This is a genomic window from Kitasatospora sp. NPDC088264 (assembly GCF_040685715.1).
Taxonomy (GTDB): domain Bacteria; phylum Actinomycetota; class Actinomycetes; order Streptomycetales; family Streptomycetaceae; genus Kitasatospora.
In genome coordinates, this window is record NZ_JBFBIR010000082.1 from 1 (window position 1) to 21,746 (window position 21,746).

General features: G+C 73.7%; 18 protein-coding genes. 7 read left to right on the forward strand and 11 right to left on the reverse strand.

The features are described 5' to 3' along the window. The 4 genes from AB0O82_RS35345 to AB0O82_RS35360 all read left to right on the forward strand — a co-directional run. The coding region (locus tag AB0O82_RS35345) for a Cys-Gln thioester bond-forming surface protein (protein ID WP_363588611.1) at positions 1-1,402 on the forward strand (1,402 nt) is incomplete at its 5' end. Positions 1,403-1,615: 213 nt separating this feature from the next. Next, positions 1,616-3,280 carry an energy-dependent translational throttle protein EttA gene (gene ettA / locus AB0O82_RS35350; RefSeq protein ID WP_079135893.1) on the forward strand — a complete coding sequence of 555 codons (1,665 nt, stop codon included), beginning with the start codon at positions 1,616-1,618 and terminating at the stop codon, positions 3,278-3,280. A 109-nt stretch (positions 3,281-3,389) separates the two neighbouring features. Next, positions 3,390-3,833 (forward strand): thioesterase family protein, encoded by a 444-nt coding sequence (locus tag AB0O82_RS35355; protein ID WP_063349408.1) that lies wholly within the window; start codon positions 3,390-3,392, stop codon positions 3,831-3,833. A gap of 33 nt (positions 3,834-3,866) precedes the next feature. Next, positions 3,867-4,559 (forward strand): hypothetical protein, encoded by a 693-nt coding sequence (locus AB0O82_RS35360; RefSeq protein WP_363588613.1) that lies wholly within the window; start codon positions 3,867-3,869, stop codon positions 4,557-4,559. A gap of 48 nt (positions 4,560-4,607) precedes the next feature. On the opposite strand, the gene AB0O82_RS35365 is transcribed toward AB0O82_RS35360, so the two are convergent. From AB0O82_RS35365 to AB0O82_RS35410, 10 genes are all read right to left on the reverse strand, one after another. Further along, positions 4,608-5,012, reverse strand: coding sequence for a globin (locus AB0O82_RS35365; protein ID WP_363588615.1), 405 nt, complete (start codon positions 5,010-5,012; stop codon positions 4,608-4,610). Positions 5,013-5,110: 98 nt separating this feature from the next. Further along, positions 5,111-6,259 carry an ABC transporter permease gene (locus AB0O82_RS35370; RefSeq protein WP_363588617.1) on the reverse strand — a complete coding sequence of 383 codons (1,149 nt, stop codon included), beginning with the start codon at positions 6,257-6,259 and terminating at the stop codon, positions 5,111-5,113. Beyond that, positions 6,256-7,173 (reverse strand): ABC transporter ATP-binding protein, encoded by a 918-nt coding sequence (locus AB0O82_RS35375; RefSeq protein ID WP_363588618.1) that lies wholly within the window; start codon positions 7,171-7,173, stop codon positions 6,256-6,258. The genes AB0O82_RS35370 and AB0O82_RS35375 overlap by 4 nt, the downstream gene beginning before the upstream one ends. A gap of 143 nt (positions 7,174-7,316) precedes the next feature. Then, positions 7,317-8,285 carry an FHA domain-containing protein gene (locus tag AB0O82_RS35380; RefSeq protein ID WP_363588619.1) on the reverse strand — a complete coding sequence of 323 codons (969 nt, stop codon included), beginning with the start codon at positions 8,283-8,285 and terminating at the stop codon, positions 7,317-7,319. A 334-nt stretch (positions 8,286-8,619) separates the two neighbouring features. Beyond that, the gene (locus AB0O82_RS35385; RefSeq protein WP_063349411.1) at positions 8,620-9,978 is read right to left on the reverse strand and encodes a VWA domain-containing protein; all 1,359 of its coding nucleotides are present in this window, start codon (positions 9,976-9,978) and stop codon (positions 8,620-8,622) included. Positions 9,979-10,100: 122 nt separating this feature from the next. Then, on the reverse strand, positions 10,101-11,441 hold the full coding sequence (locus tag AB0O82_RS35390) for a protein phosphatase 2C domain-containing protein (protein ID WP_363588620.1): 1,341 nt from the start codon (positions 11,439-11,441) through the stop codon (positions 10,101-10,103). A gap of 3 nt (positions 11,442-11,444) precedes the next feature. Next, positions 11,445-14,045, reverse strand: coding sequence for a tetratricopeptide repeat protein (locus AB0O82_RS35395; RefSeq protein ID WP_363588621.1), 2,601 nt, complete (start codon positions 14,043-14,045; stop codon positions 11,445-11,447). Positions 14,046-14,050: 5 nt separating this feature from the next. Next, positions 14,051-15,406, reverse strand: a complete 1,356-nt coding sequence (locus AB0O82_RS35400) for a hypothetical protein (protein WP_363588622.1) — start codon at positions 15,404-15,406, stop codon at positions 14,051-14,053. 192 nt (positions 15,407-15,598) lie between these two features. Then, complete coding sequence (locus tag AB0O82_RS35405; RefSeq protein ID WP_363588623.1) at positions 15,599-16,573, reverse strand: transporter substrate-binding domain-containing protein; 975 nt, start codon at positions 16,571-16,573, stop codon at positions 15,599-15,601. 16 nt (positions 16,574-16,589) lie between these two features. Next, positions 16,590-18,083, reverse strand: a complete 1,494-nt coding sequence (locus AB0O82_RS35410) for a hypothetical protein (RefSeq protein ID WP_363588625.1) — start codon at positions 18,081-18,083, stop codon at positions 16,590-16,592. A 373-nt stretch (positions 18,084-18,456) separates the two neighbouring features. Between AB0O82_RS35410 and AB0O82_RS35415 the strand changes: the two genes are divergently transcribed. Then, positions 18,457-19,032: a nucleosidase gene (locus AB0O82_RS35415; RefSeq protein ID WP_244293463.1), complete on the forward strand. Its 576-nt coding sequence runs from the start codon at positions 18,457-18,459 to the stop codon at positions 19,030-19,032. Positions 19,033-19,111: 79 nt separating this feature from the next. Here the strand turns inward: AB0O82_RS35415 and AB0O82_RS35420 are convergent, their stop codons facing one another. Next, positions 19,112-20,032 (reverse strand): sigma-70 family RNA polymerase sigma factor, encoded by a 921-nt coding sequence (locus AB0O82_RS35420; RefSeq protein ID WP_363588627.1) that lies wholly within the window; start codon positions 20,030-20,032, stop codon positions 19,112-19,114. 168 nt (positions 20,033-20,200) lie between these two features. Here AB0O82_RS35420 and AB0O82_RS35425 point away from each other — a divergent pair, with 168 nt between their 5' ends. Both AB0O82_RS35425 and AB0O82_RS35430 read left to right on the forward strand, forming a co-directional pair. Then, entirely contained in the window at positions 20,201-20,731 is a 531-nt protein-coding gene (locus AB0O82_RS35425; protein WP_363588629.1) for a hypothetical protein, read from the forward strand. Between the two features lie 146 nt (positions 20,732-20,877). Beyond that, positions 20,878-21,675 (forward strand): SDR family oxidoreductase, encoded by a 798-nt coding sequence (locus tag AB0O82_RS35430; protein WP_363588631.1) that lies wholly within the window; start codon positions 20,878-20,880, stop codon positions 21,673-21,675. The last annotated feature ends 71 nt before the right edge of the window (positions 21,676-21,746 follow it).

Below are 21,746 nucleotides of genomic sequence, written 5' to 3' on the forward strand. Positions count from 1 at the left end.
CCTCCAGAACACGATGTTGGGCGAGAAGATCGACGTCGAGGGCAAGGGGACCGTCGACGGCGGTCTGTTCACCCTCAAGACGTCCAACGGCGAGATCCAGACCTACTGCATCGACTTCGACAACCCGGTCTACCTGGACAGCGCCGCGAAGTACCAGGAGTCGGACTGGAAGTCGAGCTCCCTCGGCGGCAAGAACAAGGTCGAGGCGGCCTCCAAGATCCGCTGGATCCTGGAGAACTCCTACCCGCAGGTCAAGGACCTGACGGCGCTCGGCAAGACCGTCGGCGTCGACGGCCTGACCGCCGAGGACGCCGCCGCGGGCACCCAGGCCGCGATCTGGAAGTTCTCGGACAACAAGAACGCCACCCCGCGCAACGCCAAGGCCAAGAAGCTGCGCGACTACCTGCTCGGCGACGCCAACAAGGGCATCGCCGCCGAGCCCAACCCCTCGTTGACCCTCAACCCGGACTCCGTCTCCGGCAAGTCCGGCAACAAGCTCGGCCCCTTCACCCTCAAGTCCAGCGCGGCCGAGGTGAAGCTCACCGTCACCGGTGACGCCGCCGACAAGGTCAAGGTGGTGGACAAGGACGGCAAGCCGGTCGGCGCCACCCTGACCGGTCCGATCAAGGACACCCAGCTGTTCCTGGACGTGCCGGCCGGCACCCCGGACGGCTCGGTCGCCCTCGCCGCCGCCGCCGACACCGTCGTGCCCAGCGGCCGGGTCTTCCTCAGCGAGGGCTACGACCCGAAGCGGCACAGCCAGAGCATGATCCTGGCCGGTTCCAGCAAGCTCAGCGTCTCCGCCGGCGCCAAGGCCACCTGGAAGCAGGGCGCGGGCGCGCTGGTCGACAGCACCGCCCAGGTCGAGTGCGAGAACAACGGCGTGCGCGTCACCGTCACCAACGGCGGTGACGAGGCCGCCACCGTCACGGTCAAGCCGGGCAAGCAGCTGACCGTCCAGCCGGGCAAGACCGAGAACGTGCTCGTCCCGGTCGCCGAGAAGGCCGCCTACGACATCAACGTCACCGGCCCGAACGGCTTCGCCAAGGAGTTCAAGGGCGTCCTGGACTGCAAGACCGGCGTGACCCCGCCGACCTCCGGCCCGTCGACCCCGGCCGCGACCGGCACCCCGAGCGCCGCCCCGAGCACCGCCCCGACCGGCACCCCGAGTGGCACCCCGAGCCAGGCCGGCACCCCGTCGGCCGGTGCCAGCACCGCCGCCGGCGCGCACCCGAGCCCGGCCGCGACCAGCTCCGCCCCGGGCACCGGTGGCCTGGCCCAGACCGGTGCCAGTGACTCGACCCCGATCCTCGCCGCCGTCGCCGGTGGCCTGGTCCTGGCCGGTGGCGCCGCGGTCTTCGTCCTGCGCCGCCGTGGCCGCCACGGTCGCACCGCCGCCTGAACCGCCCCGCAGGCCCGGAGGCGCTGACCTCCTGAGGCCCTGACGGCACCCGGCCCGGCCCCCGCACCCGCTGCGGGGGCCGGGCCTTCGCCGTTCAACCCCGCGCTGCGGATACCCCCGTGGGGCACACCGGGCGTTCGGGGCTCCCGGCCGGGTGCGGCACAATGGAAGGCTGCAAGCCGAATACTCCCGACGACGCCGGAGCGATCTCACGTGGCGGAATACATCTACACGATGCGCAAGGTGCGCAAGGCGCACGGAGACAAGGTCATCCTTGACGACGTGACGCTCAGCTTCCTCCCCGGGGCGAAGATCGGCGTCGTGGGCCCCAACGGCGCGGGCAAGTCCACCGTGCTGAAGATGATGGCCGGCCTGGAGCACCCCTCCAACGGCGACGCCTTCCTCTCGCCCGGTTTCACCGTCGGCATGCTGCTCCAGGAGCCGCCGCTCGACGAGACCAAGACCGTCCTGGAGAACGTCGAGGACGGCGTCAAGGAGATCAAGGGGAAGCTCAACCGCTTCAACGAGATCGCCGAGCTGATGGCGACCGACTACTCGGACGCCCTGCTGGACGAGATGGGCAAGCTCCAGGAGGACCTGGACCACGCCAACGCGTGGGACCTGGAGGCCCAGCTGGAGCAGGCCATGGACGCGCTGGGCTGCCCGCCCGGCGACTGGCCGGTCACCAAGCTCTCCGGTGGCGAGAAGCGCCGCGTGGCGCTCTGCAAGCTGCTGCTGGAGTCCCCCGACCTGCTGCTCCTCGACGAGCCCACCAACCACCTGGACGCCGAGTCGGTGAACTGGCTGGAGCAGCACCTGGCCAAGTACCCCGGCACCGTCGTCGCCGTCACCCACGACCGGTACTTCCTGGACAACGTGGCCGGCTGGATCCTGGAGCTCGACCGCGGCCGCGCCATCGGCTACGAGGGCAACTACTCCACCTACCTGGAGTCCAAGCAGTCCCGCCTCAAGGTCGAGGGCCAGAAGGACGCCAAGCGCGCCAAGCGGCTCCGCGAGGAGCTGGAGTGGGTCCGCTCCAACGCCAAGGGCCGCCAGGCGAAGTCCAAGGCCCGTCTGGCCCGCTACGAGGAGATGGCGGCCGAGGCGGACAAGATGCGGAAGCTGGACTTCGAGGAGATCCAGATCCCGCCGGGCCCGCGTCTGGGCAGCATCGTCATCGAGGTGGAGAACCTCTCCAAGGCCTTCGGCGAGAAGATCCTGATCGACGACCTCAGCTTCACCCTGCCGCGCAACGGCATCGTCGGCATCATCGGTCCCAACGGCGCCGGCAAGACCACGCTGTTCAAGATGCTCCAGGACATGGAGACCCCGGACTCCGGCGTGGTCAAGGTCGGCGAGACCGTCAAGATCAGCTACGTCGACCAGAGCCGTGCCAACATCGACCCGAAGAAGACCCTCTGGGAGGTCGTCTCCGACGGTCTGGACTGGATCAACGTCGGCCAGGTCGAGATGCCGTCCCGCGCCTACGTGTCGGCCTTCGGCTTCAAGGGCCCGGACCAGCAGAAGCCGGCCGGCGTGCTGTCCGGCGGTGAGCGCAACCGCCTGAACCTGGCGCTCACCCTCAAGCAGGGCGGCAACCTGCTGCTCCTCGACGAGCCCACCAACGACCTCGACGTCGAGACGCTCTCCTCGCTGGAGAACGCCCTGCTGGAGTTCCCCGGCTGCGCCGTGGTCATCTCCCACGACCGCTGGTTCCTGGACCGGGTGGCCACCCACATCCTCGCCTACGAGGGCGAGAGCAAGTGGTTCTGGTTCGAGGGCAACTTCGAGTCGTACGAGAAGAACAAGATCGAGCGGCTCGGCGCCGACGCGGCCCGCCCGCACCGGGCCACGTACAAGAAGCTGACCCGCGGCTGACACCCAGCCGTCACGGCGGCCCGGCAGACTGCCCCTCGGGGCGGCCTGCCGGCCGCCGGCCCGCCGCCACCGCACGGCGGCGGGCGACCGGACGTCGAGGAGAACACCTGTGGCCCGCCACATCTACGCCTGCCCGCTGCGCTGGTCCGACATGGACGCGTTCGGCCACGTCAACAACGTGGTCTTCCTGCGCTACCTGGAGGAGGCCCGGATCGACTTCATGTTCACCCAGGCCGCCGAGGCCGGGGCGGGGGAGTTCGCGGGCGGCTCGGTGGTGGCCCGCCACGAGATCGACTACAAGCGCCCGCTGGTGCACCGGCCGGAGCCGGTCACCGTCGAGACCAGGGTGACCCGCATCGGCGGCGCCTCGCTGACCGTGTCCTACGAGATCAAGGACGTCGCCGAGGACGGCACCGAGACGGTGTACGTCCAGGCGTCCACCGTGGTCGTGCCCTACGACCTGGCGGAGGGCCGGCCGCGCCGGATCTCGCCCGTGGAGCGGGAGTTCCTGTCCCGCTTCATGGACGAGGAGCCCGCCGTAGTCGCCGCCTGAGCACCCACCTCCGACGATTCGAGCTGACCCGCGTTGACCATCACCGCCCGCCTCGCCCTCACCGACGCCGGGGAGGCCGCCGACCTCTCCGCGTTCCTGCTGCGCCTGCTGCGCTTCGACAAGGCGGCGGCCGTCCGGTTGCAGGCGGTGGCCCCGGCCGGGGAGGACGGCGTGCTGGCGGTCTTCGGCCGGCTGCCGCTGGGCGGTTCGGGCGCGCTGGCGATCCGCACCGCCCGGCTGACCGGGCCGGCCGAGCCGACCGATCTGACGGTCTCGGCGGGCCAGCTGCTGGACGGCGTGGACGCCGGGACGGGTGCCGTCGAGCTGCCCGCCCCGGTGACCGGACCGGCCTGGGCCGGGCTGCTGCCGCCGCGCACCGGCTGGCGGCCGGTCGGGGCGCCGCCGGCGGCCGAGGTGTACCCGGAACTGATGGCCGGGGTGCGGGAGTTCCGTGAGCGCAGCGAGGCCGTCCCGGCGCACCACCGCGGCCGTGCGGTGCTGGACGCGCTGGCCGACGAGATCTGGTCCCGCCCGGTCTCCGTGCTGCCGGAGCTGCCGCTGCGGGCGGTGCACGCGGCGTACGTGATCGGCTTCCTGAAGCCCGGGGCCCCGCTCACCGTGCACCGGGCGGGCGGCTGGCTGCGGCTGAGCGCCCCGGCCGGTTCGGTGGCGGTCCGGACGGCGGCCGCGCCCGGCGCGGGGCTGGGGCTCAGCGCGCTCCGGTAACCCAGCCGGGGGCTCAGCCCGATCCGGTAACCGGGCCCGGCCCGGGGCTCAGCCCGGGGTGTTGATCATCGAGGCGGCGGCGTAGGTGAGGTATTCCCAGAGCTGCTGCTCGGCCTCGGCCGGCAGGGCCAGGTCGTCCACGGCGGCCCGCATGTTCCTGAGCCAGGCGTCGTGCGCGGCGCGGTCGACCTTGAACGGCACGTGCCGCATCCGCAGCCGGGGGTGGCCGCGCTGCTCGCTGTAGGTGCGCGGGCCGCCCCAGTACTGCATCAGGAACAGGGCCATCCGCTCCTCGGCCGGGCCGAGGTCCTCCTCGGGGTACATCGGCCGGAGCAACTCGTCCTCGGCGACGCCCTGGTAGAACCGGTGGACCAGTCGCCGGAAGGTCGGTTCGCCGCCGACCTGGTCGAAGAAGGTCTCCTCGCTGAACGTTCCTCGCCGGATCTCTTTCACCCGACCATGGTCGCAGACGCCGACGGGGTCGTACACCGGGACCAAAGGCGTACGACCCCGCAGGGCGTGTGTCGGGGCTCAGGCGACCGGGGCGGCGGTCACACGTCCTCCCACTTGAACAGCTTCCAGGCGACGCCGGTCAGCACGGCCGCGAAGAGCAGCAGCCCGCCCATGGTGGGCAGGGCGTCCATGACGCCGCCGCCGCGGGTCAGCACCGACTGGGCGGCCGTCACCAGGTAGCGCAGCGGCATGACCTTGGAGATGGTCTCCAGCCAGCCGGGCGCGCTGTCCAGCGGGATGAACGCGCCGGACAGGAAGGACATCGGCAGCACGATGATCTGCGAGATGCCGTTGGCCGCCTCCTCGGTCTTGGCGACCGAACCGGCCAGCAGGCCGATCGACATGAAGGCGAGCGTCGCGCAGGCCACCAGCGGGATGACCAGCCACCAGTTGCCGGTGAGCTTGAGCCCGAAGAAGTTGGTGGCGACCGTCAGGAAGACGGTGGTCTGGAGGAGCGAGGTCAGCAGCGAGACCAGGATCCTGGAGCTGATGACCGTGCCCGCACTCACCGGGGCCAGCCGCAGCCGGCGCAGCACCTTGCTCTTGCGCCACCCGACCAGGGTCAGCGCGGCACCGAACACCGCGCCGGTGGCGACGGCCCAGCCGAGCAGGCCGGGGGTGAGGAACTGGATCGGCTTGAGCGACTGGTCCTCTACCTGTTGGGCGTCCAGCACGTAGGCCGGCTTCTGGCCGGTGGCGGCCTGGTTGGCGCTCTGGACCACCGAGTTGACGATGCCCTGGAGCGCGCCGGCACGGACCGTGTCGGCGGCGCTGAAGCGCAGCTCGACCTTGCCGTCCGGGCCCTGCTCGATCATCGCGTCGAAGTCGCCCTTGCGGACCTTCTCCAGTGTGGCGGCCGCGTCGTCGGTCCTGGTGATGGTGAGGACCTTGTCCAGGTCGACCCGGCCCTCGCCCTGGATCGAGTCGAACAGCTTCACCGCGCCGACCTGCGCCACCTTGGCGTGCGGGCTGCCGGAGCCCTTGCCCACGGTGCCGAAGAACACCAGGAACACCAGCGGGAAGAGCAGGATGAAGAAGGTCGCGGTGCGGTCGCGCTTCATGCCGAGCAGCATCGCGCGGGACAGGCTCCAGAACGCGCTGACCCGCTCCCGCTCGGCGCTCGCGCCGCCGCTCGACCCGTCGCGCCGGGCGGGGGTCTTCGGCTCGGTGGACGTGCTGGCGGTCATGCGCGGTACTCCCGTCCGGTCAGCTGGAGGAAGACGTCCTCCAGGGTGGCGCCGCGCACTTCGAGGCCGCGCAGCGCGTTCTGCTCGGCCAGGACGCTCAGGACCGGGGCCGGGAGGCGGGTGGAGACGGAGAGCGAGACGCTGTCGTCCTCCAGGGCGGCGATGTCGGCGCCGGCCGTGGTGAGCAGGTCACGGGCGCGCTCGACGGACAGCTGGCCGGACGCGATGCTGATCCGGACGGTGTCGTCGATCTCGCGGATCAGCGTCGCCGGGGCGCCGGTGTGCAGGATCTTCCCGTGGTCCATGATCGAGACCCGGTCGCAGAGCACCTCGGCCTCGTCCAGGTAGTGGGTGGTCAGGACGACCGTGCGGCCCTCGCCGTTGATGTCCCGCAGGAGGTCCCAGAGGTTGCGCCGGGCCTGCGGGTCGAGGCCGGTGGTGGGCTCGTCCAGGAAGACGATCTCCGGGTCGTGGGCCAGCGCGCAGGCGATCGACAGGCGCTGCGCCTGACCGCCCGACATCTGGTCGGTCATGACGTCGGCCTTGTCGGTCAGGCCGACCCGCTCCAGCATCGCGTCGGCCCGCTTGGGGCCGACCCCGTAGAACGACGCGAAGGTGCGGATGGTCTCCCGGGCCGTCAGTTTCCGGAAGAAGGCGGAGGCCTGGAACTGCACGCCGATGCGCGGCAGCAGTTTCGGATTGCGCGGCCAGGGCGCCAGTCCCAGCAGCTCGACCCGGCCCTCGTCCGGCTTGCGGACGCCTTCCAGGATCTCCATCGTGGTGGTCTTCCCGGCGCCGTTGGGGCCCAGGATTCCATAGAATTCGCCGGCCTCGACGGTGAGGGACACCCCGTCGACGGCCTGCACGTCCCCGTACCGCTGACGGATGCCGTCGGCGGATATAGCTGCAGTCATGTGGCCTGAGCCTAGGGCTTGCGAAGGTCCCTGTGCACGTCGGTGGCGACGAATTTGTGGATCGTTTGAGGAATCGGGAACAAGCCGGGCCGGGCGGAAGTTGAATTCCGCCCGGCCCGGCCGGAGTTATTGCCGACGGCCTTTCAGGCGCGGTGCACCGTGATCGTCGTCCAGGCTCCGATGTGGATCCGGTCGCCGTCGTTCAGCGGCACGGCGGTGTGCGGGGCGATCGGCTCCGCGCCGCCGTTCACGGTGGTGCCGTTGGTCGAGTCCTGGTCCACCAGGACCCAGCTGCCGTCCGCCTGTTCGGCGAGCATCGCGTGCTGGTGCGAGGCGCCCGGGTCCTCCGGCGGCACCGACAGGTCGATCTCCGGCACGGTGCCGCGGTGCTGGCTGCGCCGCCCGATCCGCAGCTGGCCGCGGCCGGTCAGCGGGATGCGCCGCTCGGGGCAGTACGGCGGGAAGAACAGGCCGGCCGCCTCGGGGCCGCTGCGGGCCATCATCTCGGTGAAGTACTCGCGGTCGGCCGAGACCACCGCGATCCAGTTGGCCCGGAGCGGCTTCGCGGGGGCGGCCGTCGGTTGCGGCTGCTGGGGTTGCTGCGGCTGCTGCTGATGCGGCGGGGCGAGGTGGAACGAGGTGCCGAAGTCGCCGCCGCGGTTGTTCGGTCCGGGGGGCTCGGCGTACACCGGGCCGGAGTCCTCGCGGACGGGGGCCTCGGGGAACGCGCCCTCCGGCGTGGGCCCCTCCTGCCCGTTGGCGGGCAGGGAGGGAGGGTAGCCGTAGGTGTGCGCGGGCGCGGGGGCCTGCTGCGGGTGCTGGGTGTGCTGCGGCTGCGGCTGCTGCGGGAGGGGCGGTTGGCCGTACGGCGGTTGGCCGAACGGCGGCTGTGCGGCCGGCGCGCCGCCGTACGCCGCCGGGATGTTCAGCGGCGGCTGGCGGCGCGAGGGGGTGGAGAGCTCGTAGTCGTACCCGCACTCCTCGCAGAACCGTCCGGTCTGCGGGCTGCGGCAGATCGGGCAGACCGTCAGGCCCTCGGTCAGGTTGGGGTGGCCCTGGGCCGGTGGCGGCGGCATCGCGCCGGGCTGCGGCGGGACGCTCCCCGGCGGCATCGGCGGAGGCGACAGCGGCGCGCCGTAGGGCGTGCCGCGGTGGTCCGGGTGCCTGGACTGCTCGAACGAGTCGGGTGCCTCGGGCGAGGCGGGTGCCCCGGGCACCGGGTGGGAGCCGTACGCCCCCGGATGGGCCCCGTGGGACCCGTGGGCTCCCGGGTGGGCTCCGGGCGGCGTCGGGGCCGGCGGAGTCATCGGGAAGCCGCAGAAGTCGCACCAGTCCTCGGCCTGCGACTCGTGGCCCCTCGGGCAGATCGGCATCAGTTCCCCCTCACATCGAGCCGGCTTGGGGCGGCGTCGCACCGGGTCGTCGGCCCGGTCACGTCTTCAGCGGTCACTTCTTCACACGCACCGTCTTGGTCGACCGGGTCTCAAGGGTCATCGAGTCGGCCTCGCTCACGTTCTTACGGAACCGAACCGTACCCTCCTTCGGGTCCACCACGTCCACCACCTTCTGCAGCAGTTTGTAGGTGCCCTCGTTGCCGGTCGCGTGCGCGATCCGGACGGCGGCGCCCAGCTTGGACGTGGCGGTGTCGACGTCCCCGGCCCGGTGGGCCTCCAGGCCCTCCTGGATGGAGGAGGCCAGCTCGGCCTGCCCGGTGTAGTGGGCGACCTGCGGGCTGATCCGGGTGGAGGAGGCCAGGTCGTCGGTCCACACCGCCTTGACCAGGCCCTGGGAGAGCACCTCGGGGGTGCCGCTGCCGACCTGCGGGGGCAGCACCAGGCTGATCCGGGCGGCGAGCATCTCGTTGCCGATGGAGGCGGCCGGGACCTCGACGCAGACGTGGTAGTCGCGGCTCTCGTCGCCCCAGGAGCCGGTGGGGTAGTCGCCGGCCCGGGGGCCGGCCTCGGCGCGCCGGGCGGTGAGGTCCTCGACCGCGGGGGCGACCTGCTTGACGAACTTGACCGCGGCGTTGGCCGGGGTCCAGATCCGCAGCGCGACGTCGGCGACCTGCTTGCCCATGGCGCCGGCCATCATCGAGCGGAAGTCCTCGGCCAGGCCGGAGGGTTCGGCGACGATGTCGACGGTGCCGAGCAGCGCCGAGGAGATCTTGCGCAGCTCGTCGATCCGCCAGTCGGTGCCGACGCCGCGGCAGTCGGCGGTGAAGTGTCCGGTGACCCGCTCGATGGCGCGTTCCAGGTCGACCGCCGACTCGTGCTCGTTGTTGCCGTCGGTGAGCAGGACGGCGTGCCGGATGGCGATGTCGCGGCGGGTCAGGAAGAGCTTGTCGGCCTTGGCCAGCCAGGTGCCCATCGCGGTGCCGCCGGCGGCGGTGAGGCGGCGCAGGGACTCCTTGGCGTGGCCGCGGGTGGTGGCGGAGGCGGTGGCGAGGGTGCCGTCGCCGGGGTAGATGTCGCGGGCCTCGTGGGTGCCGGCGACCACGGCGAAGGCGGTGCCGTCGCGCAGCGCGTCGATGGCGGCGGCGGTGGCCTCGCGGGCGCCGTTGATCTTGGTCTTGGGGTAGTCCATCGAGCCCGAGCAGTCCACCAGGATCACCACGGCCGCGGCGGTGTCGGCGCTCTGCGGGCCGCCCGCGTCGGCGATGCCGAGCGGGCGGCCGCCGGAGGTGCCGCCGCCGGTCGCGGTGACCGTGACGATGGCGTTGACCTCGCGGGCGCCGTCGGCAAGGTACTCGTTCTGGAAGATCTCCACGTCGAACCTGGGCAGGTTCGGCTTCGCCAGTGTTGCCATGGGCCGGTGGCTCCCGTCGGAAGGGTCGTCGGTACGGATCGGTCGGTGGGGGCCGGCCGCGTCGGGGGCGGGCCGGCGGACCGGGTGACCGCCGGGGTCGGCCCCGGGCGGGCGGCGTCCGGTCAGGCCGTCGGCGGGTGCGGCGGCTGCGGGGGGACGGTGGGTGCGGCGGGAGCGGTGGGCGGTGCGGGGGGCGCCGGCGGGGCGGCGGGGGGCAGCGGGGCGGCGGGGGAGCCGATCACCGGGAGGTCCGGCAGGGTCGGCTCGTAGTCCTCGTCCTCCTCGGCGGCGCGCCTGGCACCCGCCGCGGTGATCAGCGGCAGGTCGAGCGCGGTGGCGGTCCGGGGGTCGTCCTCGTCCTCGCCCTGGTCCTCGGCATCGACATCGGCACCGACGCCGGCAGCGGCGCCCGCGGCCGGCGGGTCGATCGGCAGGACGGCGACGGTGATGTTGTCGTGGCCGCCGGCGGCGATCGCGAACTTCACCAGGGTCTGTGCCGCCGCGAGCGGTTCGGTGCGGGCGTCCGGCCGGACGAAGTACGCCAGGTCGGTGGCGGCCTCGGCGTAGTTCCACAGCCCGTCGGTGCAGATCAGCAGCACCCCGGGGACGTGCGGCGTGAAGTCGAGGGTGTGCGGGACGACCTCCTCGGCGTCGGCGCCGAGCCACCCGGTGATCGCGTGGGCGCGCGGGTCGGCGTACGCCTCGGCCTCGCTCATCAGCCCGGCCTCGACCATCCGGGCCGCCCAGGAGTCGTCCTGGGTGAGCCGGAAGGGCTCGGCGCCGGCGCGGTCGTCCGGGATCCAGTAGGCGCGGGTGTCGCCGACCCAGCCGATGGTGATCCGGCCGCCGGAGGCTATGGCGCTGACGTAGGTGCAGGCGGGCGCGTTGAGGTCGGGCCGGGCGGGCCCGGGGCCGGCCTGGGCGAGGTCGGCGACGGCCCCGGCGGCGTCGGCGATGGCCTGGCGCATGGCGGCGGTGGGTTCGCGGCCCGCCTCCAGGGCGCTCAGCAGCGACTCGGAGGCGGCGTCGACGGCGGTCTCGGAGGCCTCGTCAGGCCGGTCGGAGGAGGAGACGCCGTCGCAGACCACGGCGACCACGACCGGCTCGCCGCCGGGCAGCGAGGTGGCGGCGATGGTGAAGGAGTCCTCGTTGCGGTGGTGGCGCACGCCGCGGTCGCTGACCCCGGCGACGCCCGCGAGGGACTTCTCCATGTGGTCGCGCGGGCGCGGCTGGGCGCCGCCGCACGCCTCGCAGTAGCCGTCCGCGGTGACCTGCGGCAGCCCGCAGTGCGCGCAGACCGGCCCGTGCTGGGGCGGGACGCCCTCGGCCCGGCCGGTGGCCCAGTTCGCGGGCATCGCGCCCGGGGCGGTCCGGCCGTCCCGGCTGGCGCCGCAGGCGCCGCAGTAGGCGTCCTCCGGCTCCAGCGGTTCGGAACAGCTCGGGCACACGGTCTGCTGCGGCATCGGCTACACCCACGTCCTGGGGCGGGCGCGGTTGGCCCGCTCCACCATCTCGATCCTGGTCTCGGCCCGGTCGGCCAACCGGGCGAGTACCCGGTAGGACTGTTCCAGGGCGAAGCGCAGTTCCCGCTCCACCGCAGGTCGTCCCAGCACCGTGGTGCCGCCGCCCTGCTGGGCGCCGGTCGAGCCCGCGGTGACCCAGCCGAGGGCGGCGCCGAGCAGTTCGACGGCCAGTTCCTCGCGGCGGCGGTCGTCCAGGCGCAGCGCGGTCAGCTGGTCGGAGCTGGCGCCGAGGTCGGCGGCGAGCGGGTCGGTGGCGGGCCGTTCGCGCAGCCGGGCGCGGACGGCCGCGATCCGGGCGGCGGTGTACTGGTTGGAGGTGGCCGGGACGGACTCCAGGACGCGGACGGCACCGGGCCGGTCGTCCTCGGCCAGCCGGACCCGGGCGAGCCCGAAGGCGGCGCTGAGGTAGGCCGGGTCGGTGGTCCAGACCAGTCGGTAGAACTCGGCGGCGTCGCCGCCGTCGCCGAGGAGCTCGGCGCAGATGGCGAGGGCCAGCTTGGGGGCGGCCTCGCCGGGGAAGGCGTCGTAGACCGCGTCGAAGGCCTCGGCGGCGGCGCGCAGCCCGGCCTCGTCGGGCGAAGCCGGGCCGTCCGGGCCGTCCGGCCCGTGCACGGCGCCGACCAGGGCGATCGAGCTGCCAGGGCCGTCCGGGCCGTCCGGCCCGTGCACGGCGCCGACCAGGGCGACCAGGCCGCGGTACCAGACGACCCGCCAGTCGTCCGGGTACTCCCGTTCCAGGGCGTCGAGGGCCTCCTCGGCGGCGGCGCGGCGGCCGAGTTCGAGGTGGGCGCGCAGTTCGCGCAGCCGCCGTTCGATGGAGAGGGCGGGCGCGCCGGACAGGGCGGCGAGCGCCTCCTCGGGGTCGGTGGCGAGCAGGGTGGCGAGGAAGCCGGCGTTGGGGTCGCCGGGGTCGACGCGCGGGACGGGCAGCGCGAGGGCGGCGGCGGCCGGGTCGAGGGCGGTCACCAGGAGCTGTCCGGGCTGCTCGGTGGGCATGACCAACTCGGTGTCCACGACGCGTAGTTCGGGGCCGAAGAGGGTGGACAGGGCGGGCCGGGCCCGGCCGTCCTGGAGGGCGAGGATCTCGCGCAGCACGCCGGTGAGCTGGTCGGCCATCTCGTCGGCGGAGGAGAACCTGCGGGCCGGGTCCGGGTCGGTGGCGCGGACCAGGAAGCGGTAGTACGACTCGTAGCGGGCGAAGACCTCGACGTCCTCGGGGCCGGGCAGGGTGTCCCGGTAGGTGGTGCTGTAGCCCTGGAAGTCGAAGGTGAGCACCGCGAGGGTGCGGGCCACGGTGTAGAGGTCGGAGGCGGGGGAGGGGCCGTGGGTGGCGATCTCCGGGGCCTGGTAGCCGACGGTGCCGTAGATCGGGCCGTCGTGGTCGAGGCGGCAGACGGCGCCCATGTCGATGATCTTGAGCGTGTCGCCGCTCTGGATCACGTTGTCGATCTTGAAGTCGCAGTAGATCAGGCCCCGGCTGTGCAGGTACCCGAGCGCGGGCAGTGCCTCCAGCGCGTACGCGATCGCCTGCTCGACGGGCAGCGGCTCGCGCCGGCCGTCCGGGGTGCGGCGGTCGTTGGCGATGTCCTTGAGCGACTTGCCGCCGACGTACTCCATCACGATGTAGCCGTCGGTGGAGCCGGAGCCGACGTCCAGGTGCTCGGCGAAGTTGATGATCCGGACGATGTTCGGGTGGTCCACCTCGGCCAGGAAGCGGCGCTCGGCGACGGCCACGGCGAGCGCGTCCTCGTCCCCGGTGTCCAGCAGGCCCTTCAGGACCACCCACTTGTCGTTGACCCGCCGGTCGATCGCCAGGTAGATCCAGCCGAGGCCGCCGTGCGCCAGGCAGCCCACCACCTCGTACTGCCCGCCGACCAGGTCGCCGCGGCGCAGCTTGGGCGTGAACGAGTACGGCGTGCCGCACTTGGTGCAGAAGCCGTCCGGGCGGCCCGGCCGGCCGTTCTTCTCCCGGCCCACCGGGGTCTCGCACTTGGAGCAGAACCGCTTGCGCTCCGGGACCTCCGGGTTCTCCAGCACCGCCAGCGACGGATCGGCCGTCTCGACGGTCGGCACCGTCACCAGGCCGGCGCCCAGCCGGTTGCGGGTGCCCGCGCTGACGCTGCCTCGGGTGCTGCGCACCGAGACCGAGCGGCTGCTGCCGGTGCGGGTCGAGCGGTGCGAGCGGGAGCGGCCGGACATCGAGCGGGCCGAGCCGGTGCGGGTCGAGCGGATCGAGCCGCTGCGCGCCGAGTCGGCGGAGAGCCGGGAGGACGGGACGTAGGGCTGGGTGACGCCGGTGTCGCCGCCGGGCGGGGTGAGGCCGCACTCGTCGCAGTAGCCGTCGGCGTCGATGGCGCCGGAGCAGTCCCTCGGGCAGGGCGCGCCGGGGCCGGCGGCCGGCGCCCCGGTGGCCTTGGAGGCCCCGGAAGCCCCGGAAGCCTTGGAGGACACCGCGGCCGGGGCGAGCCCGCACTCGTCGCAGTAGCCGTCCGCGTCGATCCTGCCGTTGCCGGAGCACTCCGGCCGTACGCACGTCCCGCCCATCAACCTCAGCCCCCCTGGACCTGTCCGTCGACCGGCGTGTGGCCGGTCGTCTCCTGTGCGGCCTCGGCCTGCGCCGGCCGCAGCGACTGCTGGAAGCGGGCCACCGCGGCGGCCGCCGCCCGCAGGTCGCAGGGCGCGCTCCACAGCAGCCAGCGCGCCTTCTCGTACCGCTCGATCACTTCCGGGTCCTCGGAGACCCGCAGCCGGGCGGCCATCGCCTTGTACGCGTCCAGCCGGCCGCGCAGTTCGGCGCGGACGGCCAGCGGCTGGGTCACCTCGGTGAGCGACTGCCGGGCCCGGGCCAGCTCCTTGGCGGCGGCGTCCTCCAGCGTGTCCAGCAGCGGCGCCAACCGGCCCCACTGGCCGCCCTGGCGCAACTCCAGTGCCGTCACGATCCGTTCGCGCAGCGCCGAGGCAGGCCCGGGCACCGCCGGGACGTCGCTGGAGGCTATCTTCGCCAGCACCTCGCCGCGCGCCCGGCGGGCCTCGGCCAGGGTGGCGTCGGCCCGCTGGAGCAGGTCGCCGACGCCCTGGAGGCGCTCCTCGGCGTCGTCGCGCAGCCGCAGCAGGTTCTCCAGTTCCAGCCGGACGCCGTCCAGCGCCCGCCCGGCCCGGTCGAACCGCTCGGTGTCCACCACCCCGGCGGGGGTGGCGAAGGCGCCGCCCTCCGGCACGGTGCCGCGCTGGGCGGGCACCCGGGCCGGGCGCCACAGCGCCAGCGGGTCCTCGCGCACCTCGGCGCGCAGCCCGGTGAGGTCGGCGTCCAGCCCGGCCAGGTCGTCGGCGAGCGGGTGGCCGCCGGCCCGCACGCCGAGCGAGGCGGCGAGGTTGCCCACCCGGTGGAGTTCGGCCAGCAGCAGGTCGATCCGGGCCGGCAGCGCCGACCAGACCGCGTCGGCGGCGCTGACCACCTCCAGCACGGTGGCGTACCAGGAGTTCATCCGGGTCATCAGCGTGTCCAGGCTGATCCGCTCGACCAGCCGGGCGGGCGCGCCGAGCAGCTGCGGGCCGTCCGGCAGCGCGCCGCCGGGGACGGTCACCGCGTCGCCGGTGAGCAGTTCGCTCAGCTCGGCGAGTTCGGGCGCGCCGGGCTTGGCCTTGCGGGCCCGTACCGCGCGCGCCGAGGCCAGTGCCTCCGCGTAGCGGTCGAACAGCGCCCAGAGCAGCGGCAGGCCCTTCCCGGCGACGGACCAGCGCTCCAGCGTGCGCCCGGCCAGTTCGGCGCCGTCGAGCAGCCGCAGGCCCGGATGGTCCTGGAGGGCGAGCAGCGCCGACTCGACCGCGTCCCGCTCCGCGCCGAGGCGCGCCAGCGCGCGGTCCACCTCCTCCCGGCTCAGTACCGGGCCAGCCGAAGCCGCCAACGCCGTGTCCTTCCTTCCTCGCGTGCGATCCCGACGTACCTGACGTGCGATCCCACGACATCCCCCGTGCCCACCACCGGTCTCCCCGTGGTGATCGTCCCGAACCCTAGCCGGTGGCCGTTCGGGCGGAGCGGGCGGTGGGCGTCAAGACCGCGTCAACGGCCTGCTGACGCCCGTGCGCCGCCCGGTGCGTCAGCGGGCCGGCCAGTACAGGCCGGGGTCCTTGGAGTTCTCGGGCAGGTAGGGCTGGACCCACTGCTCGAACGACTTCTGCCAGCCCTTGTCCTTGTCCGCGTAGTAGTCGGAGATCACCTGGTTGACCCGGGCGGTGAGGTCGGTGCTGTTCTGGCGCATCGCGACACCGATCGTCTCCGGCTGTTCGAAGCCGTCCACCACCTTCACCGTCTGGTCCTGCGCGGCCTGGCCGACCGCCAGTTCGTCGTCGGTCATGGTGGCGTCGACCTTGCCGAGCTGCATGCGGACCAGGCAGTCGAGCTGGTTGGTCACCAGGACGAGCTGCTTGGCGCTCTTCTTCGCGTTCAGCACGTCCTTGGCCACCGAGCCGTCCGCGGCGCAGACCGTCCTGCCGCTGATCGCCTCGTCGAGGTTCCTGGCCGTGGACGACCGGGGCACCAGGACCCGCTGCTTGATGTTGAAGTACGACCGGGAGAAGGCGACCTTCTTCAGGTTGGCGCAGCTGATCGTCATGGTGCGGACGATCAGGTCGACCTGGTTGCCCGTGAGGGCGTCGACCCGGCCGGCGGTCGACACCGGCTTGAGCACCACCTTGGCCGGGTCGCCCATGACGGCCGCGCCGATCGCCCTCGCGAGGTCGATGTCGAAGCCTTCGAGCTCACCGGTGTTCGGGTTGCGGGCGCCCCAGCGGTAGCTGTTCTGGTCCACGCCGATGATCAGGGTGCCCTTGGCCTTGATGGCCTTCACCGCCGGGCCGTCCACGGTGCTCGGCGGCACGGTGCTGGTCAGGTCGCAGGACTCGGCCTGGTCCTGCCCGGCCTGGTCCTGCCCGGTCGACCGGACGGCCTGCGGTGCGCCCGTGGCGGACGCGGGCGCGGCGCCGGACGGCCCGCCCCCGCCGAGCACGGCCGCGCCGGCGGCCAGCAGCGCCAGCACGGCGGCCGACCTGGTGCCTGCGGTTCTCCTGCGCATGTGTCCGTTCCCCCCTCTACCGGTACTCGGCCAGTCGGCGGCCCAGGCCGCGCAGTGCGGCGGCTGCGGCCACCACGCCGAGCAGCGCGGCCGCGAGGGCGGCGAGCCGGAGGTCGCCCTCGGTGCCCTTGGCGGAGCGCTCGAAGTGGTCCTGCTCGGTGGTGGCGGCCTGGTCGAGCGCCTTGTCGGTGGCCTTGAAGGCGCCGTCCGCGGTGTTCGCCTCGGCGGCCGGGTCCGCCGTCACGGTCGCCTGCAGCGCGCCCTGGTAGTCGGCCTGCTGGGTCTCCAGGGTGTGCGCCGCGTCGTGCCGGGTGCGCCACGTCCCGTACTGCCGGTCGGCCTCGCCGATCTGCTGCCGGGCGTCCGCGGGGGCCAGGTCGAGGGCCTGGCGCAGCGAGCCGGAGTGCTGCTCCATCGGGACGTTCGCGGGCTCGCCCCCGGCGAGCTGCCGGGTGATCGTCGTCCACTGGTCCGCGTACGCGGTGGTGGAGCCGCGGGCGACGAGGTTCAGGTTCTCCGCCAGCCGGGCGGAAAGCACCTGCACCCGGGCGGTGTTGAGGGCCCGCAGCGGCTGCGCGCCCTGCTTCCAGCTCTGCTGGAGCGCGGCGTTGGTGGTCAGGCCGGTGACGGCCAGCCAGAGCGCCCCGGCCAGGACGGCGGCGGTGGCCCCGAGCAGGCCGGGGTTGAACACCCGGTTGGTGCGGCGGAACAGCGTCAGCTGCACCCAGACCAGCGCGCCGAGGGTGAGCACCCCCAGGCCGTACGCGGCCCACGGGCTGGACTTCGCCTCGGCGTAGTCCTTGTCCAGCTCGTCGTTCTCGATGGCGGTCAGCTCGGCGGCGCGCGGCAGCAGGGTGCCCTGCATCTGCTCGGAGGCGTACCGCAGGTAGGCGCCACCGAGCGGCAGGCCCAGCCGGTTGTTCGCCCGCGCGGTCTCCACCAGGCCGGCGTAGACGGGGAGTTGCTTGCTCAGCTCGGTGAGCTTCTGGTACGCGGGGGAGCCGATGGTGGTCTGCGCGGCGGCCTTGGTGATCAGGTCGGTGGCCGAGGCCAGATCGTCCTCGTAGTCGCCGCGCACGGTCTTCGTCTCCGCCCCGGCGAGCAGGAAGCCGGTGGCCGCCGTGGTGTCGGCGCGGGCCAGCAGGCGGTGGATGTCGGCCGCGTCCTTGCTCAGCGGCTGGCTGTGCTGGACCACCCGGTCGGCGGCCTCCGCCTTGGTCTCCAACTGCCAGGCGGTCAGCGCGCCGAAGGCCACGGTCAGCACCGCGAGCACCGCCCCGGCCAGTCGCAGCCGGCCCGGCGCCGTCCGGGTGGCGTTCGCCAGCCGGGCCCGCAGGCCGGACAGGCCGCGCGGCGCGGGCCCGGCCGACGGCCGCCGGGCCGGCGCGGCGCCGGGTCCGGACGCCGGGACGCCCCGGACGCCCGGCACGGCCGGCGCCGTGCCCGGCGGGCCGCTCGGCCGTGCCGGGACCACGGCGCCCGGTGCGCCGTTACCTACTGGTGTTGCCACCCGCCTCATCCTCCCCAGGGGTCGGGCCCGCTGTCCGGGGCCCGGCCGATGCCAGCAGTATGGCCGTGACTCCCCGTGGCCACACCCGAATTGCGCCGATCTTGAGCTTGCCCCGCGCGTGCCGCGCACGGGTCCCGCACGCCTCCGGGGCCCCCGCCGCCCGGCGGCCGGCGGTGAACCGTCCGGCGCGGGATGCACCCTATGCGGTTCCTCGGACAGGCCGGAACGGCGAGGTCCGGTTGCCGCGTCGGCGCGCGGGGAGCCGAGGACGGACCCCAAGGCCGGCGGCGGGGGCGGTCCCGCGGTGACGCCACCGGTCCCGGCTCGGTCGGTGCACCCGGTTTCGGCGGACACCCTCCGTACGATGGGCGGCATGCGCCTGCTTGGAACGATCACGCCCGACCGCCCGCTGCTCGTCGTCGCCGTGCGCGAGGAAGCCGCCCACCTCGACGACCGGCTGCCCGTCCTGCTCACCGGAATAGGGAAGATCAACGCCACCGCCGCGCTGGCCACCGTCCTCGCCCAGGGCGAGAAGCCGTCCGAGGTGATCAACCTCGGCACGGCCGGCGCGCTGCGCCCCGGCTGGGAGGGCACCCACCACGTCGTCCAGGTCATCCAGCACGACCTCGACACCCCGGCCCTGCTGGCGCTCACCGGCCGCAGCTACGGCGCCCCGCTGGTGGTCGGCAAGGGCGACGGGCCGGTGCTGGCCACCGGCGACCTCTTCGTCTCCGACCCGGCGGCCCGCGACCGGCTCGCCGAGCACGCCGACCTGGTCGACATGGAGGGCTACGCCGTCGCCGCCGTCGCCCACCGTTTCGGGGTGCCGGTGCGCCTGGTCAAGCACGTCAGCGACGAGGCCGGCGAGGGCGCGAGCCACACCTGGCGCGAGTCGGTCGACGCCTGCGCCCGCCACCTCGCCGACTGGGTCGTCGCGCAGGGCTGGTGACGGCGCGTCCCGGGGACGCGCGGCGCCGACCGGCGCGGGCGGGTGAGAGGGCGGTCGGCCTCCCTCTCGCCCGCCGCGTTCAGCCGCGGAACGCCGAGAGGTCCAGCGCCGCCAGCCGCTCCGGATCGGTGAGCACCTCGATCGCCGCGATCGCGCCGTCCACCACGGTGAACGCCATGACCGACAGCGGCCGCCCGCCCTCGCCGATCGCCACCGCGCCCGCGGCGCCGTTGACCAGCGCCGGGCGGGCGAACGGCGACAGCCCGCCCCACAGCACCGGCTGGTCGGCCACGGCGGTCGCGCCCGCCAGCACCACCGGGTGCCCGGCCCGCACCGCGCCGCCGTCCGAGCGCAGCACCACGCCCGGGGCGAGCACAGCCACCAGCGCGCCCAGGTCGCCGGCGCGGGCGGCCGCGAAGAAGCCGTCCACGGCGGCCTGCTGACGGCCCGGGTCCGGGTCGGGCGCCGGCGCCTGGTCCTGAACCCGGCGGCGGGCCCGGTCGGCCAGCCGGCGGGTCGCGGCCGCCGTCCGCTCGATCAGCGGGGCGATCTCGGCGAACGGCACCGCGAACAGGTCGTGCAGCACGAAGGCGACCCGCTCGGCCGGGGCCAGCGACTCCAGCACCACCATCAGTGCCAGGCCCACCGAGTCCCCGAGCAGCACCTCCTGCCCGGGGTCGGCCACCCCCTCGCGCCGCAGCAGCGGGTCCGGGATGCGCGTCGGGCCCGGCTCACCCGCCTCGGCCTCCGGCGGCTCCTCGCGGCGCAGCTCCCGGCCGCGCAGCAGGTTGAGGCAGACCCGCGAGACCACCGTGGTCAGCCAGCCGGGGAGGTTCTGCACGTCGGAGGCGTCGGTGCGGTCGTAGCGCAGCCAGGCCTCGTGGACGGCCTCCTCGGCCTCGCTCACCGAGCCGAGCATCCGGTACGCCACGGCCCGCAGCCGGGGCCGCTGCGCCTCGAACAGTGCGGCCCGCTCGTCCGGAGGTAATTTCTCGTCCACCGTGTCACATTCCTTCGCCGCTGGGGGTCAGAGCAACAGGAGCCACCCAACAACGGCTGCGCCGTGGAGATCAACTCCCCACCCGGGGCGAGTCGGAGACGAGGGCTGGCGAACACCCCCGATCGGCCGCCGTCGTGAGTGTCACCGCCGAGTTCTAGGCTGGCCGCCATGCCGACGACCCCGCTGCTCGACGTGATCCGCGCCAACCCCGCCGCCCTCGACTACCTGGCCTGGCCGGGCGACCTCAGCCTCGACCACTACCCGCACGTCGAGGAGGTGGTGCTCGCCTCCGGCGAGGCCCTGGAGCCGGTGGCCAAGGACGGTGCGGGCGGCACCTTCTTCCTGTGCGGGGAGGGCGGCGAGGAGCGTCCCGTCCTGTACGCCGACTCGGAGGGCGGCGCGGCGGTGCTGGCCGTCGGGCTGCCGGAGCTGGTCCGGCTGCTGCTGGCCGTGCCGTGGTGGCGGGACTGCCCGCGGCTGACGGTGGAGGAGAGCGCGGAGGCCGCGGAGGAGTACCTGGAGGACGAGCCCGGCCTGTACGCGGAGCGGGACGCGGCCGCCGCCGCGCTCGGCCTCGAAGTCCCGGGCGTGGCAGCGGCGTTGGCCCGGCTGCGGGAGGTCGCGGTCGGACTCGGGCCCGCGTACGTCCTGCTCAACGCCGAGGAGGGCGGCGCGTACGAGCCGTTGTTCCGGGCCTGAGCGGGTGGTCGTGCGGGTGGTCGTGCGGGCGGGTGGCATCAGCTATCCGGCCCCGGGCATACATGAAGGGTTGTCCGGCATCGGGTCGTGACGGCGGGAGACCGGCCCCGGATCCGACCGGGGGCGGCACGAGGAAAGAGGCGATCGTGGGCGAACTGGACGGCAGGACGGCACTGGTGACGGGCGGCTCGCGCGGGATCGGGCGGGCGGTGGCACAGCGGCTCGCCGCCGACGGGGCGCTGGTCGCGGTCCACTACGGCGGCAACGAGGCGGCCGCCGCGGAGACCGTGGAGCTGATCGCCAAGGCAGGCGGCCGGGCGTTCGCGGTGCGGGCCCGGTTCGGCGAGAACGGCGCGCTGGACCAGCTGTTCGAGGGCCTCGCCGCCGGGCTGGCGGAGCACGGCGAGCCCGGTGGGGACGGCGGGGCAGGCCTGGACATCCTGGTCAACAACGCGGGCATCCACCTGGCCGGGTCGATCGGGCAGCTCACGGAGGAGGAGTTCGACCGGTTGATGGCGATCAACGTGCGCACGCCGATCTTCGTGATCCAGCGGGCGATTCCGCTGCTGCGGGACGGCGGGCGGATCGTCAACGTGGCCTCGGCGGCCACCCGGATCGGCTCCCCGGTGCAGATCGGCTACACCGTCAGCAAGACGGCGCTGGTGGCCCTCGCCGCACCGCTCGCCAACGAGCTCGGCCGGCGCGGGATCACCGTGAACACCGTCAACCCCGGCGTGATCCTCACCGACATGACGTCCCAGTGGACGGGCGTCCCCGAGGCGATGGCCGGGCTCGAATCGATCACCGCACTCGGCCGGATCGGCCAGCCGGAGGACGTCGCGGACGTGGTGGGCTTCCTGGCGGGCCCGCAGGGCCGCTGGGTGACCGGCCAGACCATCGACGCCTCCGGCGGCACCTTCCTCGGTCCGATCCCGCCCGCGTAATCCCTCTGGGTGTCGAAAGGTCGGCGGGGTGGCAGCCCTCAGCGCCGCCACCCCGTTCGCTTCTCGGCACG